Origin of the sequence: Micromonospora sp. NPDC048169 (assembly GCF_040652815.1) — a bacterium.
In the GTDB taxonomy this organism is placed as follows: Bacteria; Actinomycetota; Actinomycetes; order Mycobacteriales; family Micromonosporaceae; genus Micromonospora.
Window position 1 is genome coordinate 228,052 of record NZ_JBEZMS010000002.1, and the last position, 16,488, is coordinate 244,539.

Sequence of the window (16,488 nt, forward strand, 5' to 3'; positions counted from 1 at the left end):
CCGTGGAATATAACGATGGTTCAGGTGAAAGAGGCTGTGCAGTGCGCCTCACCGCTTCCCGGCGACCGGCGAGCCCGGTGGCCGTAGGCTGGCGGGATGCCCGGCTCGCCGTACACCGATCTGGACCGACCGCCGCTGTCGGCGGCCCGGCTGGGGCGCGCGCTGATCGCGCCGAACGGGCCCTGGCGCCGGCTGGAGCTGCGGGCCGAGACCGGCTCGACGAACGCGGACGCGGTGGCCGCGGCGCGGGCCGGTGAGCCGGAGGGCCTGGTGGTGGTCGCCGAGCGGCAGACCTCCGGCCGGGGGCGGCGGGGCCGCGTCTGGCAGTCGCCGCCGCGCGCCGGCCTCGCCACGAGCGTGCTGCTGCGGCCGGGAGAGGCGGTCCCCGAGCGAGGCTGGGCGCCGGTGCCCGTCACCGCGTACGGCTGGCTGCCGCTGCTCGCCGGTGTCGCGCTGGTCGAGGCGGTACGCCTGCTGGCCGAGCTGGACGCGCGGCTGAAGTGGCCCAACGACCTGCTGGTGGACGGCGCGAAGTGCGCCGGGGTGCTGGCCGAGGCGGTGCCCGGGGAGACCGACCGGCCGCCCGCGATCGTGGTCGGTGTCGGGCTGAACGTGACGCTGCGCGCCGACGAGCTGCCGGAGAACCCGACCGGCCTGCCGGCCACCTCGCTCCAGCTCGCCGGCGCCACCGCCACCGACCGCGATCCGCTGCTGCGGGCGCTGCTGCGCTCGCTCGCCGACTGGTACGAGCGCTGGCGGGACGCCGGAGGCGACGCGGAGGCCAGCGGGCTGCGCGCGGCGTACCTGGCCGGGTGCGCCACGGTCGGCCGCCGGGTGCGGGTGCTGCTGCCCGACGGCAGCGAGGCGCACGGCACCGCGACCGGGGTGGACGCCGACGGGCAGCTCCTGGTCGAGACGGACGCCGACACGCTGCGGCTCGCCGCGGGAGACGTGCTGCACCTGCGCTGAAAGGAAGGGCACCCTCTTAACGCCTTCGGTAGAGGAAGGGCCCCCTTTTAACAACCACTGGCAGCCGTCCGCGCGGCCGATGCCGGGCGGACGCGCCGACCGGTTACGGTCAGCGCGTCCGGTTCTGCGAGGAGGTTCCGCCGTGGCGTTCCCCGAAGACGTGCTCACCGAGGACGAGCACGTCGTGTTACACCTGCACCCGCACTGGAAGGCCCTGATCCGGCCGATCCTGGTGCTCGTGCTCGCCGTCGCGGCGGTCGTCGCGGGCTGGCTCCTGCTGCCCGACGGCAGCGGCGGCACGATCGCGCTCTACGTGATCGCGGCGGTCGGCCTGGCGCTCGTGCTGTGGCTGGGGCTGTGGCCGTTCCTGGTCTGGCGCACCACGCACTACCTGTTCACAAACGAGCGGGTGCTGCTCCAGCAGGGGGTGCTGTCCCGCAACCGGCGGGATCTGCCGCTGACCCGGATCAACGACCACGCCATGCACCAGCGTTTCGTGGAGCGGCTGCTCGGCTGCGGCACGCTGACCATCGAGTCGGCCGGTGAGCGCGGTCAGTCGGTGTTGCACGACGTGCCGGGTGTGGACCGGGTGCAGACGAAGCTCTACGAGCTGGTCGAGGCGCATCACGACAAGCACAGCCTGGGCGACGGCGAGATGCGCGAGATCCTGGCCGACATGGCCGAGGGCAAGTCCCTGCGCGACCAGCCCTGACCCGTTCGACGGAGAAGGCCGGCACCCCTCGTCAGGGGCGCCGGCCTTCTCCGTCGTTCAGCGGCGGGCGCGGCGGGGCTGGAGTTCCGCGGCGATTTCGGCGTCCAGCTCGGCGCCGAGCGCGCCGCCCAGTCCGGCGTCCGCGGGTGCGGGGCGGCCCCGGGGTGGCGCATAGTCGGCCGGCCGGCCCGGAGGCGGTTCCTCCTCCTCCAGCTCGCTGACCGACTCGGCCAGCTCGGCCACCGGGTCCATCTCGGCGACGTTGTCCCACTCGTCACGCGGGACCGAGTGCCAGGTCTCCTCGGCGTGCTTGGCGACGGGCTGGAAGACGAACGTCCGGTAGGACCAGAAGCGGAACAGAGTGGCCAGCAGTACGCCGATGGTCTTGGCGACGTTCAGGGCGAGCAGGCCGTGTACGCCGAGACCGTACTTGGCCAGGGCCAGGACGCCCAGTTCGATGACCAGGCCCGCGCCGTTGAAGAGGAAGAACAAGACGTATTCGCGCCGGAGTGCCGATTTCGGTCGATCACGGTACGTCCAGTGACGATTCATCAGATACGACGTGATCGTGGCGACAATGGTCGCGATCACGGTCGCCTTCAGCTGACCGTCGCGGAAAACCGTGAGTGCGAGAGCATTGAACACGGCGTAATTGATGACGGTGTTGATGCCGCCGACGATGCCGAATTTGAGCGCCTCGTGGATGAACTTCTGCCAGCGCTCGGGCAGCAGACGGACTCCAGGCATGCGGAACACCTTAGGCAGTTGGCTGGGCCGGCTGGGCCCGGCGGGTCGGGATGGGCGGGTTGTCACGCCCCGGACTCTCGGTCGTGGCTCGTTGCCGTAACGGGAGGTGTTCCCGCCTCGACGAAGACGAACCGTCGGTACGACCAGAACCGGAAGAGCGTGCCCAGGCCGGTGCCGACGATGAAGCTGGCGATGTTGTCGGCCAGGGGGGTCTTGAACACCGCGGGCCAGAGCGCGCCCAGCCCGTAGTGGCTGATCGCCAGGCAGGCCACCGCGATGCCGAGGCCGACCGCGTTGAAGAAGAAGAACAGCGCGTACTCGCGGGCCGGGTTCGACCGCTGCCGGTGCCGCCACGTCCAGAACCGGTTGCCGAGGAAGGCGACGGTCGCGGCGATCACCGTGGAGACGGTCTTCGCGGCCAGTGGCGGCATGTCCCGGCCGCTGGACAGATAGTTGAAGAGGACGAAGTCCACGACGAAGGCGAGCCCGCCGACGGTGGCGAACTTGCTCAGCTCGTGGATGAGGTGGCCGAAGCGGTCGCGCAGTGCTCCGATCGGACCCCGGCGGGTCTGCGGAGCCCCCGGTTGGTCTCCGGTCATCGTCGCGGCCACCCGCTGAGCGTACCGGTTGTCCGGTAACCGGGCGGACTCCAACGGCGAGTCGGCCACGACGGCTTCGCCGCGGCCGTCGCGACCGGCCCGCCCCGTTCGGGGAGGCGTCGCCCGTTCTCGATGTCCGTGAGCAGAGCGTAACGCGCTGTGCGAATCTGTGGAGCGCATCACGGAATCGTCTTTCGCGACATGTTCGTACGCGCCCGTGATCGGGCTTCACGGCCACTCCGGTGACGGACCGCGCCGTCGAAGGTTCACCGCAGGATTTGCGTGAAACTGCGCGCGAAAGCGGGTATCAGATCGTGAAGCCGCAGCGTGGCCGTACCTTGTGCAGTTCTTCACAACCAGTCCCACTGACTGACGGGGCAGTCCGGTTTACGCTGAGCCCAATCCCAGGTTTCCACGAGGCGGCGCACCAGCCCGCCGGAACTCGTGCACCCCATAGATCGGTCAGCGTCGACCACAAGGAGAAGTGACATGGTTGCTCCGGCTGCTGTTCGGGGTATCGATCAGGCCCCGACGTCCCACCCCAAGCTGCTCGCCTGGGTTCGTGAGGTCGCGGAACTGACCACCCCGGACCGCGTGGTCTGGGTGGACGGATCTGATGAGGAGTGGCGCCGCCTCACCGACGAACTCGTCGAAAACGGCACCCTGATCCGACTGAATCCCGAGAAGAAGCCCAACTCGTTCTACGCGCGTACCGATCCCACGGACGTCGCCCGGGTGGAGGAGCGCACCTTCATCTGCTCCGTCGACGAGGCGGACGCCGGCCCCACAAACAACTGGATGGCGCCGGCCGAGATGAAGCGGACGATGACGGAGCTGTACCGCGGCAGCATGCGCGGGCGCACCATGTACGTCATCCCGTTCTGCATGGGTCCGATCGAGGCCGAGAACCCGATGTTCGGTGTCGAGATCACCGACAGCCCGTACGTCGTCGCCTCGATGCGGATCATGACCCGGATGGGCTCGTCGATCCTTGCGGCGATGGGCGACGACGCGGACTTCGTGCACGCGCTGCACTCCATCGGCGCCCCGCTCGCGCCGGGTCAGCAGGACGTGGCGTGGCCGTGCAACGAGACCAAGTACATCTCGCACTTCCCGGAGACCCGGGAGATCTGGTCCTACGGCTCCGGCTACGGCGGCAACTCGCTGCTCGGCAAGAAGTGCTACTCGCTGCGTATCGCCAGCGTGATGGGGCGCGACGAGGGCTGGCTGGCCGAGCACATGCTGATCCTCAAGATCACCTCGCCGGAGGGCAAGGTCTTCCACATCGCCGGCGCCTTCCCGTCGGCCTGCGGCAAGACCAACCTCGCCATGCTGGAGCCGACCATCCCGGGCTGGAAGGTCGAGACCATCGGCGACGACATCGCCTGGATGCGGTTCGGTGAGGACGGCCGCCTCTACGCGATCAACCCGGAGTACGGCCTGTTCGGCGTCGCGCCCGGCACCGACTGGAAGACCAACGCCAACGCCATGCGGACGCTGGACCGGGGCAACTCCATCTTCACCAACGTGGCGCTCACCGACGACGGCGACATCTGGTGGGAGGGCATGGGTGAGCCGCCGGCGCACCTGATCGACTGGAAGGGCAACGACTGGACGCCGGAGAGCGAGGGCCTCTCCTCGCACGCGAACAGCCGCTTCTGCACCCCGATCACGCAGTGCCCGATCCTGGCCGACGACTACTACGACCCGAACGGCGTGCCGATCGACGCGATCCTGTTCGGCGGCCGTCGCCGGGACACCATCCCGCTGGTCACCGAGGCGCGCGACTGGGTGCACGGCGTCTACATGGGCGCGACGCTCTCCTCGGAGACCACCGCCGCCGCCTCCGGCGCGGTCGGCGTGGTCCGCCGCGACCCGATGGCCATGCTGCCGTTCATCGGCTACAACGGTGGCGACTACTTCCGGCACTGGATCGAGATGGGCAAGGGCGCGGACGGCGACGAGTCCAAGCTGCCCAAGATCTACTACGTCAACTGGTTCCGGAAGGACGCCGAGGGCAACTTCCTCTGGCCGGGCTTCGGCGAGAACTCCCGCGTGCTCAAGTGGATCATCGAGCGGCTGGAGGGCCGGGCCGAGGCCGTGGAGACGCCGATCGGCATGGTCCCGGCGCAGGACGCGCTCGACGTCGAAGGTCTGGACATGACCCCGGAGGACGTCCGGATCGCGCTGAAGGTCGACCCGGACGAGTGGCGCAACGAACTGCCGCTGGTCACCGAGTGGTTCGAGAAGTTCGGGGACAAGCTCCCCGGCGTGCTCTGGGCCGAGCTGGACGCGCTGCGCGCCCGGCTGGACGCGGAGCCGCAGAAGTAACAGGTGTGCCTGTTGCCCGCACCGGGCAACATCGGATGCCATGAGGACGGCCGCTGAACCTGTCGAGGTCCGGCGGCCGTCCGCCGTCCGGGCGCTCACCACGCTGCTCGCCGTGACCGCGGCGGCCACCGTCGTGGTCGAGCTGCTGAACTACTGGTACGCCCCGGAGCAGGAGTTCGGTCTGGCCGTACGCACCGGCTGGGCGATGCTCCGGTCGCTCGGTTTCCTGCTGCTGATCGGGCACGTGAACAACGGCCGGGTGGGTGCCCGGCCGTTCGGGCTGATCCTGGCGGTGACCACGATCTTCGCGGTCGGGCGGCTGATCGTGCCCCGGCAGGGGGTGCCCGCGCTGCCCGGCCTGGTCGGGTTCGCCGTGCTCACCGCGCTCTGCGTCGCCGTGGTGGTGCTGCTGTACCGCTCCGAGACGATCCGCGCCCACCTGGTCCGGCACCGCAAGGGCCTGGTCGTCGAGGGCGGGACGATCGCCTGGCGGGAGGTCGCCCCGAAGCGCCCGCAGGCGAACGGCTGGCTGCTCACCGCCCGGGTCGCGGCGTTCACCTACAGCCCGCTGATGCTGGTGCCGGCGCTCGTCGCCACCGGTGCCGTGCTGGACGGGCGGCTGTCCGCCGTACCGGCTCTGGTCCTCTGGTTCGGCGCGGGCATCGCGGTCAGTTACGCCGTGCTGTTCTGCACCGCGTTCCTGCTGCGCGACAAGGCATGGGCACGCCGGGCGCTCGTCGTGGTCACCCTCGGCGTCCTGGCGATCGACCTGCCGCTGTGCTGGTGGCTGCTCGGCACCGACGGCCTGATCAGAGACGGCGCCCCCCTCGTCACGGCAGCGGCCCTCTGTCTCTACTCCCTCCACCGCGCCACCGGACCCCGTTTGATGCCGTCAACCTCATGATCGTCGCCCGGGGCGGGGTGCGGCGGGGGAGGATGAGGGCGTGTGGGACGTCGTGGTGGTGGGGGCGGGGCCGGCCGGAGCCGCGGCGGCGCTCGGCGCGCGACGGGCCGGGGCGGCGCGGGTGCTGCTGCTCGACCGGTCCGACTTCCCCCGCGACAAGGCCTGCGGGGACGGCATCGCCGCGCACGCGCTGGACGTCCTCGCCGAGCTGGGCGTGACCGGGGCGGTCGACGGCTACTCGCCGCTGCCCGCGCTGCGCCTGGTCGGCCCCGGCGGCGGCACCGTCGCGCGGACGCTGCCCCGGCCCGCGTACACGGTGCCCCGCCAGGTGTTCGACGCACGCCTGGTGGCGGCGGCGGTGGCGGCCGGCGCGGAGCTGCGGCGGCACACGGTACGCCGGGTGGAGATCGCCGCCGACCGGGTGCTGCTCGACGGGGAGTTGTCCGCGCGGGCGGTGGTGGGCGCGGACGGCGCCGGATCGGTGGTACGCCGCGCGCTCGGGCACCCGGTCAACCCGGACCGGCACCTGGCGCTCGCGATCCGGGGCTACGCGCCCGCACCGGCCGGGCCGCCGGAACAGTTGATCGTCACCTCGGCGGCGCGCTGGCCCGCGTACGCCTGGGCCTTTCCGATCGGCGACGGGCGCGCGAACGTCGGGTACGGGGAGGTGCTGCGCGGCGAGCCGCTGACCCGCGCGCACCTGCTGGACCGGATGGCCGCGCTGCTCCCCGGCGTCGACCCGGCCACGGTGACCGGCCTGCGGGCGCACCACCTGCCGCTGTCCACCCACCGGCCGGCGCCCGGCCGGGGACGGGTGGTGCTGGCCGGGGACGCGCTGTCGCTGATCAACCCGTTCACCGGCGAGGGCATCTTCTACGCGCTGCGCTCCGGGGCCCTCGCGGGCGCTGCGGCGGCCGGCTCCCCGGCCGGGGCCGCCCGGGTGTACGCCGCCACGTTGCGCGCCCGGCTCGGCACCCACCTGCGGCACAGCTCCGTGGCGGCGTGGCTGGCCCGGCGGCGCCGGGTGGTCGACGCGGTGGTCGGCGCGGCCGGGCGGGACGAGCGGGTCTACCGCACGGTGGTGGAGCTGGGGCTCGGCGACGGCCGGCTGGACGCGCGCACGCTCATGGCGATCGGGGCGGACCTGCCGCGACCGCGCCGGAGCGGTTCGCCCTCAGGTGATATGCCACCGAGACACTGATCTCTCCCGCGGGTCGCTACCCTGCAAGGTGATGACTCTGCGGAAACTCCTCTACTCCGTGTACGAGCGCCGGCTGACGGCGAAGCTCGCGGGCAAGCCCGTACCCGCACACGTCGGCGTGATGTGCGACGGCAACCGCAGATGGGCCCGGGAGATGGGCTTCGTCGACCCGAACGACGGCCATCGGATGGGCGCCGAGCGGATCAAGGAACTGCTCCGCTGGTGCGACGCGGCAGGCGTCGGGCACGTCACACTCTGGCTGCTCTCCACCGACAACCTTTCCCGCCCGGCCGCCGAGCTGGACCCGCTGCTCCAGATCATCGAGGACCTGAGCACCGAGCTGGCCGAGGAGGGCAACCCCTGGCGGCTGCGGATGGTCGGCGCGCTCGACGTGCTGCCGGCGCAGCACGCCGCCGCGCTCAAGGCCGCCGAGGAACGCACCCGCGACCGCGACGGCGGGGCTCAGGTGAACATCGCTGTCGGGTACGGCGGGCGGCGTGAGATCGCCGACGCGGTCCGCTCGCTGCTGCTGGAGCACGCGGCGAGCGGCGGCACGCTGGAGGAGCTGGCCACCTCGATAGACGTCGACCACATCTCCGAGCACCTCTACACAAAGGGGCTGCCGGACCCGGATCTGATCATCCGGACCAGTGGCGAGCAGCGGCTCTCCGGTTTCATGCTCTGGCAGAGCGCGCACTCGGAGTTCTACTTCTGCGAGCTGAACTGGCCCGACTTCCGCAAGGTCGACTTCCTGCGGGCCCTGCGCTCCTACGCCACCCGCCAACGCCGCTTCGGCACCTGACCCCTCGCCGCAGCCCTCTCGCCCCGCCCCCGCCCCGCCCCGCCCCGGCGGGCCGGGGTGTCAGCGGAGGTGGGGCAGGGCTGAGGTGAGGAAGTCGGCCAGGGCGGCGGGGGAGTCCAGGGTCATGTCGGCGGCGTCGGCCACCTCGTGACCGGTCTCCGGGTTGGCGACCGCGACACAGACACCGAGGAAGTCGGGGTCGTCGGCGGCGCGGGCGCGCAGCGCGGCGAACGCCTTGATGTCGGAGACGTCGTCACCGAAGTACCAGGCGCCACCGGCGTCCCGGACCGTCTCGCCGATCACCATGCCCTTGTCCCGGTCGACAGGGGGCTTCAGTTCCAGCACCATCCGGCCCGGCTGGGCGCGCAGCCCCAGCCGCTCGGCCTGGGCCCGGCCCCACTCCTGCACCAGCTCGCCGAGATGCGGGGCGGTACGCCAGTGCAGCGCCACGGAGAGCCGCTTGAACTCGACGAGCGCGCCGGGCGGCAACTCGGCGCGGGCCTGCTCGGCCAGCTCGGACATCGTCGGCACCCACGGCAGGGCGGCCGGCTCGGTGACCGTCTCACCGCCGGAGTGGCTGTGCTCCAGGCCGTAGAGCCCGTACAGGTCGATGCCGGCGAGGCCGCCGAGGTGGTCGCGGAGGAAGTCCACCGGGCGGGCGGAGACGATCGCGATCCGGCGGACGTGCGGGGCGAGCGCCTCCAGCGCGGTGAGCACGTTGGGCGCGGGCCGTACGGCTGTGGGATCGTCGTCGACCGGCGCCAGGGTGCCGTCGAAGTCGAAGAAGAGGACGACGTCACCCGCGCGGGCGGCGGTCGCACGCCAGGCGTGCTCCGCGTTCAACGGGGTCTTCGGCTGCTGGTTGCCCAGATTCAACGGCGGCACGCGCGTCAGCGTACCCCGCGCCGGGCGGCGTATTCGTGGCCGAGATGCGACGTCGGAACGACGTGGGGATCAGCGTTCGGCGGCTCCTCGTCCCCGGCGGCCGAACGGCACCACTGCCGCCTCCTGCCCGTGGCTGAGCAGGTAGCCCTCCACGAAGCCGGTGTTGCGGTCGCCGGTGTGCGCCTCGATCTCGTTGAGCCGCGCCACCAGGAACTCGGTGAGCGCGCTGACGCGGTCGTTGAGCCGATCGTGCAGCTCGGCGACGACGGCGAGGATCACCGCGGTGCCGGCCGTGGTGAGCGCGAAGAGGTTGACGACCAGTGGGAGCTGCCCGCCGTCCAGTACGCCGACCACCACGTTGCCGGTCACGCACGATGTCAGCGACACCACCGCGACCACGACTGCCAACCATTTCAGGGTCATGGACAGACCCCTCCTTCTGTCCCGCAGGGCTGGGTTCGGCTGTGTCCCGTCCCCCCGCCGATGACGAGCCCCTAGCAGTACAAACGTGGACGCTAGCGGGTCCGATCCGTCCCCGCGGCGAAACGATCGGGTCTGCTCATCCGTTCTTTCGCCATCTGAGGAACTAGCCCGCCTGTTTCCCCCTATTTCGGACACCGCCCGGCAGGGTCGGGCGGTATGCGAGGTAACGGATGGTTTCTCGGATGTGGAACTTCTCCGCGTCGGAGACGTTCGGGTCGACCAGCCGGCGCAGCAGCGCCTCCACGTCCGGGTCCATCGGGGGCGGTGCCGGCACGGTGCGCGGCCCGGCGGCCCGGTCCCAGCCGAGCGCGGTGAACGCGGCGGCCGGGTCGAGCCCGAGCCCTTCGCAGAAGGCGACCACCCGCTCCGCCTCCGGGTCGCTGGCCCAGTCGCCGCGTACCCATCGGTTGATGGTCTGGCGGGAGACGCCGGTGCGCCGGGAGACCTCGGTGCCGCTCCAGGCGCGCAGCGCGCGGGCGTCGTCGAGCGCGCGCCGGACGAAGGTGGCGAAGGCGATCTTCCGTGCGTTGGCCGTCTCGGTCACCCCGTGACGGTACGGCCAGTCGGTCCCGAGGGGGTGGCTCGGCACGCTGCTGTCACGCTGACGGGACGCCGGTCCGGGATTTCCGGTAAACGATCCAGTGCTGCTCAGGAGGGGTGTCACCCGGGCAGAATAGATGGACACGAGTGCAGCGGCAAAGGGCTGAAAAGCTGATACTGTCACGCTCATGAGACAGCTTACGGTGTGTCACGTGCCTGAGACGACGAGTGCTCACATGCGTCACTCCGCGGGTGCCGAGGGGGTCTCGTGACCGAGCTCGCGACCCGTGCCCAGGCCTTCGGGCTGATCGCGGACGGAGTGTCCGCCGGGCTGAGCGCCCCCTGGCGTCTCTACCTCGCCCGCGGGTGCCGGTACCTCTCGCTCAGCGTCGGCGACCGGGGGGAGTGGGACGCCTGGCGGACCCACCTCGGCTGCCCCGAGCTGAGCGTGCGGGTCTACGACTCCGGCGGGGAGATCCGCCGGGCGTCGGTGGCCGAGGTGGTCCTCGACGGATGCCGGATCAGCGTCGAGCTGGTCGAGGAGGTCAGCACCGACGACCTGGAGCGGCTGCTCGTGGTCGACCCACTGCCCGGGACGGACGAGCGATGACCCCCTTTCTCGCCGTGGTGCTCGTCCTCGTGCTCGGCTCCACCTGCTACGCGGCCGGCCGCCTGCACGGTCAGCTCAGCTACCGCATCGGCTACCGGTTCGGTTACCGTCAGGGCTACTTCGACGGCGACCGGGGTGCCTGGAACCGCCGTCGCCGCGACGCCCAGGCGGCGATCGCCTCGGCGCTGTCCGGTCCCGGCCCGACGGTGGTGACCTCGGCCGGGCGCTCGGCGGTGCCGTTCGCCGGCACCTCGGTACCCGCCGTGGTCGCCGCCCGGCCCGGCTCCGCCCCCGCGGTACGGGTCACCGCGACCGCCCAGCTCGGTGCCGTCGGCCGGGTGGGCACCACGTACACCGGCTCGTCGTTCGGCGCGGCCGGCGCCGGACCACGGGCCGGCACGTTGGTGCGCCGGCAGAGCTGAGGCCCGCGCCGCATCGCGGCGCTCGACGACCGGCCGGGGTGCGCGCAGGGGGCATGCATCCCGGCCGGTTGCGGTCCGCCCGTCACTCGCACAGGTGTACGTCCGGCGAAGACGACGCTTGATCCACGCGCGCCTCTAGCCGCGCGGCCCCGAGGCGATTAGCGTCTAGGCATGGCACGGGGTTTTCCCGGGCCAGCCGGACAGCCCGGACCTGCGTCCTCGCACACGGGGCCCGCATCCGACCCCGTGTCCTCCGGGCACCGGAAGAGGCGGAACTCGGGTGGCCGGGTGCCCATCCGCGGAGCAGGCCTGTGACCACTCGCCGTACCCCCGCCGGAGCCGAGCAGACCCCGGCCTCGACCGCCCCGACCCGCCGGACCACCCGCAGCCGCCGCGCCGCCGCCGCGGAGGCCGAGGAGCCCCGACCAGCCGGCCCGGCCTTCGTGCTGGACACCTCGGTCCTGCTGTCCGATCCGGCGGCGTTCCACCGCTTCGCCGAGCACGAGGTGGTGCTGCCGCTGGTGGTGATCTCCGAACTGGAGGGCAAGCGGCACCACCCGGAGCTGGGCTGGTTCGCCCGCCAGTCGCTGCGCATGCTGGACGAGTTGCGCGTACGGCACGGCCGGCTGGACCGCCCGGTGCCCGCCAACGACCAGGGCGGCACGCTGCGGGTGGAGCTGAACCACACCGACGACGGTGTGCTGCCGCCCGGCTTCCGCAACGAGTCGAACGACGCGCGCATCCTGTCCGTGGCGCTCAACCTGGCCGCCGAGGGGCGTCAGGTCACGCTGGTCAGCAAGGACATGCCGCTGCGGGTGAAGGCTGCCTCGGTGGGCCTGCGCGCCGACGAGTACCGGCACGGCCAGGCCAGCGATCCGACCTGGACCGGGATGGCCGAGCTGGATCTGGCCGAGGAGGAGATCGGCCGGCTGTACGCGGGCGAGGCGCTCGACGTCGACGTGGCGGCGGGACTGCCCTGCCACACCGGCCTGGTGCTGCACTCGGGCCGGGGCTCGGCGCTGGGCCGGGTGCTGCCGGACAAGACAATCCGGCTGGTCCGGGGCGACCGGGAGGCGTTCGGCGTGCACGGGCGCTCGGCGGAGCAGCGGATTGCGCTCGACCTGCTGCTGGACGAGTCGATCGGCATCGTGTCGCTCGGTGGGCGGGCCGGCACCGGCAAGTCCGCGCTGGCGCTCTGCGCCGGCCTGGAGGCGGTGATGGAGCGACGCCGGCACAAGAAGGTGATCGTGTTCCGTCCCCTGTACGCGGTCGGCGGTCAGGAACTGGGCTACCTGCCCGGGTCGGAGTCGGAGAAGATGTCGCCGTGGGCGCAGGCCGTCTTCGACACGCTCGGCTCGGTGGTGCACGAGAACGTGCTGGAGGAGGTCACCTCGCGCGGGCTGCTCGAGGTGCTGCCGCTGACCCACATCCGCGGCCGCAGCCTGCACGACGCGTTCGTCATCGTGGACGAGGCGCAGTCGCTGGAGCGGGGCGTCCTGCTCACCGTGCTGTCCCGGATCGGTCAGGGGTCGAGGGTGGTGCTCACCCACGACGTGGCCCAGCGGGACAATCTGCGGGTCGGCCGGCACGACGGGGTGACCGCGGTGATCGAGGCGCTGAAGGGGCATCCCCTCTTCGCGCACGTCACGCTCAGCCGATCGGAGCGTTCTCCGATCGCCGCCATGGTCACCGATCTGCTGGAGGACATCCCGGGCTGAGTGCCGCATTTGCACTATTTCATCCCGATATTAGGGGTGACGCAGATCACTTTTCGGCCTGGCCATTTCCCACCGGCCTCACCGTGCGCGATGGTGTCCATCGAGCGTCACCTACCACTCCAGCGCCGGACACGGCCCGGAGTCACACCGGTACCGGTGCGCTCACGGCACCCGGCGTGACCCGACCGTGGCCCACGTGTGCCGTGTCCCTGCCCCCGACGAAGGGAAACTTCGTGAGTCGGCTGTGGAGCCGGTTCGGCGCCCGTACGGCCGCTGTCGCACTGCTCTCCGTGGGCGTCGCAGGCGGCTTCTACCTGGGCGAGGATCGACAGACCCAGCAGCAGGGCCTGACCGCACAGGTCGGCCTGGAGGTCGACCAGGCGGAGCACGCGTACCAGCGTGAGCGGCTGTCCGACCACCGCGTGGACTCGTCGCGCAAGCGTGCCGCCGAGTACCAGGCGAAGCTGCGTGCCGCCGCGGCGGCGAAGGAGGCCGCCGAGCGGGCCAGGAAGGCCGAGGCGGCCGCCGCGTCCCGCAAGAAGGAGCGGGACGCCGCGGAGGCGGCCGAGAAGGAGGCGAAGGTCAAGCCGTACAGCGGCCCGATCCCGTCCTCGTGCGCGGAGTACAGCGGCAACCGGAAGGTCGGTTGCGCCATCATGCTCGACAAGGGCTTCGGCATCGACCAGTTCCCCTGCCTGGACAAGCTCTGGACCAAGGAGAGCGGCTGGAACCCGAAGGCCTCCAACAGCTCCTCGGGGGCGTACGGGATCCCGCAGGCCGTGCCGGGCAGCAAGATGGCCTCGGTGGCCGACGACTGGAAGACCAACCCGGCGACCCAGATCACCTGGGGTCTCGGCTACATCAAGGGCCGGTACGACACCCCCTGCGGCGCCTGGCAGAAGTCGCAGAGTTCGGGCTGGTACTGACATCACCACGACGGCGGGACACACCGGCAGACCCGGGTGTCCCGCCGTCGTCGTGCCGCCGCCCGACTGGCGGCCCGCCGCATTTGCTGATAGCTCTTGGTAGGTGACCTGGCACGGCGGCCCCAGCGGCGACCCCCATCGGTTCGGCACCGACGCGTTCTACGCGGCGCTCGGCCGGGCCTTCGTCGCCATGTGCGCGGTCGTGCCGGTGCTGTTCCTCATCGAGGCGCTCGACGTCGGCCTGCGACTCGGCCTCGACTACACCGCCGGCATCATCCCGCAGCGGCTCCAGGGCCTGGACGGCGTCTTCTTCTCGCCGTTCCTGCACGCCGGGTGGAACCACCTCTACAGCAACAGCATCCCGCTGATCCTGCTCGGCACGTTCGTGCTGGCCGCGGGCACCCGCCGGTTCCTCTGGTCCACCGGGGTGATCATCCTGGTCAGCGGTCTGGGCGTCTGGTTCACCGGCTCACCCAACTCGGTGGTGGTCGGCGCCAGCGGCGTGATCTTCGGATACCTCGGCATCCTGCTCACCCGGGGCGTGGTGGAGCGCAGCTGGTGGAACTTCGCCGTCGGCCTGCTGGTCGGGTTGCTCTACGGCTGGCAGCTGCTCGGCATCCTCCCCACCGACGAGCGCATCTCGTGGCAGGGGCACCTGTTCGGGCTGCTCGGTGGCGTGGTCGCGGCGATCCTGTTCCGGCGCCGCAACGACGCCGGCGAGTCCGACCGTCTCGGCTCACCGAGGATGACGCTGCCCTGACGGCGCGTTGATCGAAGCGCGGGACGTGCTTGCCCGCGGCCACCCGCCCGCCTACCGTTTCCGCATCAGCACGGGGTGATCCGAAGCGGAAAGTGACGGTACGCCATGCGCGAGGTCGATGTCGCCGTGATCGGGGCCGGTCCCGCCGGGCTCTTCGCCGCCTACTACGCCGGTTTCCGTGGACTCTCCGTGTCGGTGATCGACGCGCTGCCCGAGCCGGGCGGCCAGGTCACCGCGATGTACCCGGAGAAGCTGATCCTCGACGTCGCCGGCTTCCCCGCGATCAAGGGCCGTGAGCTGGTCACGAACCTGGTCGCCCAGGCCGCGCCGTTCCACCCCGACTACCGCCTCGGCGTACGCGCGGAGAAGCTGTCCTACCTCGACGGCCGGCCGGTGCTCGGCCTGGCCGGCGGTGAGCAGCTCACCTGCGGCGCGGTGCTGGTCACCGGCGGGCTCGGCAGCTTCACGCCCCGGCCGCTGCCGGTCGCGGAGAGCTTCACCGGCGGCGGGATCGTCTACTTCGTGCCGCAGCCGGCCGAGCTGACCGACCGGCACGTGCTCATCGTCGGCGGTGGCGACTCGGCTTTCGACTGGGCCGCCACGCTCGCCCCGCTGGCCCGGTCGGTGACGCTCGTGCACCGGCGGGACCGCTTCCGGGCACACGCCGCCACCATCGAGCGCGTCCGCGCCCTGCCGGTGCGGATCGTGGTGAACGCCGAGGTGAGCCGGCTGTACGGCGAGGAGACGGTCACCGGCGCCGAGCTGACCGTACGCGGCGGCGAGGTGGAGACGCTTCCGGTGGACACGGTGGTGGCGGCGCTCGGCTTCACCGCCGACCTCGGCCCGCTCGCCGAGTGGGGGCTGAACCTCGACCGGCGGCACATCGTGGTGGACAGCGCGATGGCCACCAACCTGCCCCGGGTGTTCGCGGCCGGGGACATCACCGAGTACCCGGGCAAGGTCCGCCTGATCGCGACCGGCTTCGGCGAGGCCGCCACCGCCGTGAACAACGCGGCCGTCGTCATCGACCCGGCCGCGCACCTGTTCCCCGGCCACTCCTCCGACGGCACCTGACGCCGACCGGCGTCAGGGCAGGCCGACCAGGTCCGCCATCAGTCCGATCTGGTGGTCGAAGTACTCGTCGCGGTGCGGCAGCGCCCGGTTGATCCGGCCGAACAGCTCGAAGCTGATCAGCCCGAACAACTGGGTCCAGCCGGCCATGCCACGGGCCAGCAGGGCGGGCGGCACGTCCATGCCGAGCAGGCCGACCAGTTCGGCCACGTCGCCGCGCAGCGGCTCGGGCAGATCCTCGTCGGGCGGGGCGAGCCGGCCGGACGCCAGCCCGTCGCGCAGGATGCCGACCAGGGTCACCGGTGGGCGCTGGGCCGGCGCGACGGTGTCGTCGGGGGCCGCGTACCCGGGCACCGGGCTGCCGTAGAGCAGCGCGTACTCGGCGGGGTGGGCGAGCGCCCACGCGCGGGCGGCCCGGCAGGCGGCGAGCCAGCGTCCGCGCAGGTCGGCCTGGTCGGCGGCGGCGTCGGCCGCCTCCACGGCGTCACCGAGCGCGTCGTACGCCTCCAGGATCAGCGCGGTGAGCAGGTCGTCGCGGCTGGGGAAGTAGCGGTAGATCGCCGAGGACACCATGCCGAGGTCCCGGGCGACCGCGCGCAGGGACAGGTTCGCGCCGTCGGTGTCCAGGTGGCGGCGGGCGACCGTCTTGATCTCTTCGATCATCCCGGCGCGGACCCGGGCGCGGAGCGAGGGAGCGACCATGTCTCCACTCTGCCATGGAGAGAGCGGCAATCAAAAGAGAGAGCACTGCTCTTGACGTGGGCCGCCGCGTAAGTCATGCTCTGTTGCGAGAGCGGTGCTCTCGATT

General features: G+C 71.6%; 18 protein-coding genes. 12 read left to right on the forward strand and 6 right to left on the reverse strand.

The genetic code is table 11. The features are described 5' to 3' along the window. The first annotated feature begins 96 nt into the window (after positions 1 to 96). Positions 97 to 969 (forward strand): biotin--[acetyl-CoA-carboxylase] ligase, encoded by an 873-nt coding sequence (locus tag AB0D28_RS03030; protein ID WP_357381590.1) that lies wholly within the window; start codon positions 97 to 99, stop codon positions 967 to 969. Positions 970 to 1,111: 142 nt separating this feature from the next. After that, entirely contained in the window at positions 1,112 to 1,681 is a 570-nt protein-coding gene (locus AB0D28_RS03035; RefSeq protein ID WP_357381592.1) for a PH domain-containing protein, read from the forward strand. A gap of 57 nt (positions 1,682 to 1,738) precedes the next feature. Here AB0D28_RS03035 and AB0D28_RS03040 read toward each other — a convergent pair whose 3' ends face one another. Next, positions 1,739 to 2,428 carry a GtrA family protein gene (locus AB0D28_RS03040; protein ID WP_357381594.1) on the reverse strand — a complete coding sequence of 230 codons (690 nt, stop codon included), beginning with the start codon at positions 2,426 to 2,428 and terminating at the stop codon, positions 1,739 to 1,741. Between the two features lie 62 nt (positions 2,429 to 2,490). After that, a complete protein-coding gene (locus AB0D28_RS03045; protein WP_357381802.1) occupies positions 2,491 to 3,027 on the reverse strand; it encodes a GtrA family protein in 537 nt (178 codons plus the stop codon). A 489-nt stretch (positions 3,028 to 3,516) separates the two neighbouring features. On the opposite strand from AB0D28_RS03045, the gene AB0D28_RS03050 reads away from it, so the two are divergent. The 4 genes from AB0D28_RS03050 to AB0D28_RS03065 are packed head-to-tail and all read left to right on the forward strand — an operon-like array spanning position 3,517 to position 8,265. Next, a complete protein-coding gene (locus AB0D28_RS03050; RefSeq protein ID WP_357381597.1) occupies positions 3,517 to 5,358 on the forward strand; it encodes a phosphoenolpyruvate carboxykinase (GTP) in 1,842 nt (613 codons plus the stop codon). Between the two features lie 40 nt (positions 5,359 to 5,398). Next, the gene (locus AB0D28_RS03055; RefSeq protein WP_357381599.1) at positions 5,399 to 6,262 is read left to right on the forward strand and encodes a hypothetical protein; all 864 of its coding nucleotides are present in this window, start codon (positions 5,399 to 5,401) and stop codon (positions 6,260 to 6,262) included. A gap of 40 nt (positions 6,263 to 6,302) precedes the next feature. Further along, positions 6,303 to 7,463, forward strand: a complete 1,161-nt coding sequence (locus AB0D28_RS03060; RefSeq protein ID WP_357381601.1) for a geranylgeranyl reductase family protein — start codon at positions 6,303 to 6,305, stop codon at positions 7,461 to 7,463. Positions 7,464 to 7,494: 31 nt separating this feature from the next. Continuing rightward, positions 7,495 to 8,265, forward strand: a complete 771-nt coding sequence (locus tag AB0D28_RS03065) for an isoprenyl transferase (RefSeq protein WP_357381603.1) — start codon at positions 7,495 to 7,497, stop codon at positions 8,263 to 8,265. 60 nt (positions 8,266 to 8,325) lie between these two features. On the opposite strand, the gene otsB is transcribed toward AB0D28_RS03065, so the two are convergent. The 3 genes from otsB to AB0D28_RS03080 all read right to left on the reverse strand — a co-directional run bounded on the left by otsB (position 8,326) and on the right by AB0D28_RS03080 (position 10,177). Further along, positions 8,326 to 9,150, reverse strand: coding sequence for a trehalose-phosphatase (gene otsB, locus AB0D28_RS03070; RefSeq protein ID WP_357381605.1), 825 nt, complete (start codon positions 9,148 to 9,150; stop codon positions 8,326 to 8,328). 69 nt (positions 9,151 to 9,219) lie between these two features. Further along, positions 9,220 to 9,573, reverse strand: a complete 354-nt coding sequence (locus AB0D28_RS03075) for a hypothetical protein (protein ID WP_013284062.1) — start codon at positions 9,571 to 9,573, stop codon at positions 9,220 to 9,222. A 163-nt stretch (positions 9,574 to 9,736) separates the two neighbouring features. Next, positions 9,737 to 10,177, reverse strand: coding sequence for an XRE family transcriptional regulator (locus AB0D28_RS03080; protein WP_357381608.1), 441 nt, complete (start codon positions 10,175 to 10,177; stop codon positions 9,737 to 9,739). A 264-nt stretch (positions 10,178 to 10,441) separates the two neighbouring features. Between AB0D28_RS03080 and AB0D28_RS03085 the strand changes: the two genes are divergently transcribed. From AB0D28_RS03085 to AB0D28_RS03110, 6 genes are all read left to right on the forward strand, one after another. Next, entirely contained in the window at positions 10,442 to 10,783 is a 342-nt protein-coding gene (locus tag AB0D28_RS03085) for a hypothetical protein (RefSeq protein ID WP_357381610.1), read from the forward strand. Next, on the forward strand, positions 10,780 to 11,205 hold the full coding sequence (locus AB0D28_RS03090; protein WP_357381612.1) for a hypothetical protein: 426 nt from the start codon (positions 10,780 to 10,782) through the stop codon (positions 11,203 to 11,205). The genes AB0D28_RS03085 and AB0D28_RS03090 overlap by 4 nt, the downstream gene beginning before the upstream one ends. A 311-nt stretch (positions 11,206 to 11,516) precedes the next feature. Beyond that, positions 11,517 to 12,923, forward strand: coding sequence for a PhoH family protein (locus AB0D28_RS03095; RefSeq protein ID WP_357381614.1), 1,407 nt, complete (start codon positions 11,517 to 11,519; stop codon positions 12,921 to 12,923). A gap of 233 nt (positions 12,924 to 13,156) precedes the next feature. Further along, positions 13,157 to 13,849: a transglycosylase SLT domain-containing protein gene (locus AB0D28_RS03100; RefSeq protein WP_357381616.1), complete on the forward strand. Its 693-nt coding sequence runs from the start codon at positions 13,157 to 13,159 to the stop codon at positions 13,847 to 13,849. Positions 13,850 to 13,952: 103 nt separating this feature from the next. Beyond that, entirely contained in the window at positions 13,953 to 14,609 is a 657-nt protein-coding gene (locus AB0D28_RS03105) for a rhomboid family intramembrane serine protease (protein ID WP_357381618.1), read from the forward strand. Positions 14,610 to 14,714: 105 nt separating this feature from the next. Further along, positions 14,715 to 15,683 (forward strand): NAD(P)/FAD-dependent oxidoreductase, encoded by a 969-nt coding sequence (locus tag AB0D28_RS03110; RefSeq protein ID WP_357381620.1) that lies wholly within the window; start codon positions 14,715 to 14,717, stop codon positions 15,681 to 15,683. 12 nt (positions 15,684 to 15,695) lie between these two features. Here AB0D28_RS03110 and AB0D28_RS03115 read toward each other — a convergent pair whose 3' ends face one another. Further along, positions 15,696 to 16,382 (reverse strand): TetR/AcrR family transcriptional regulator, encoded by a 687-nt coding sequence (locus AB0D28_RS03115; protein ID WP_357381622.1) that lies wholly within the window; start codon positions 16,380 to 16,382, stop codon positions 15,696 to 15,698. Positions 16,383 to 16,488: the final 106 nt, after the last annotated feature.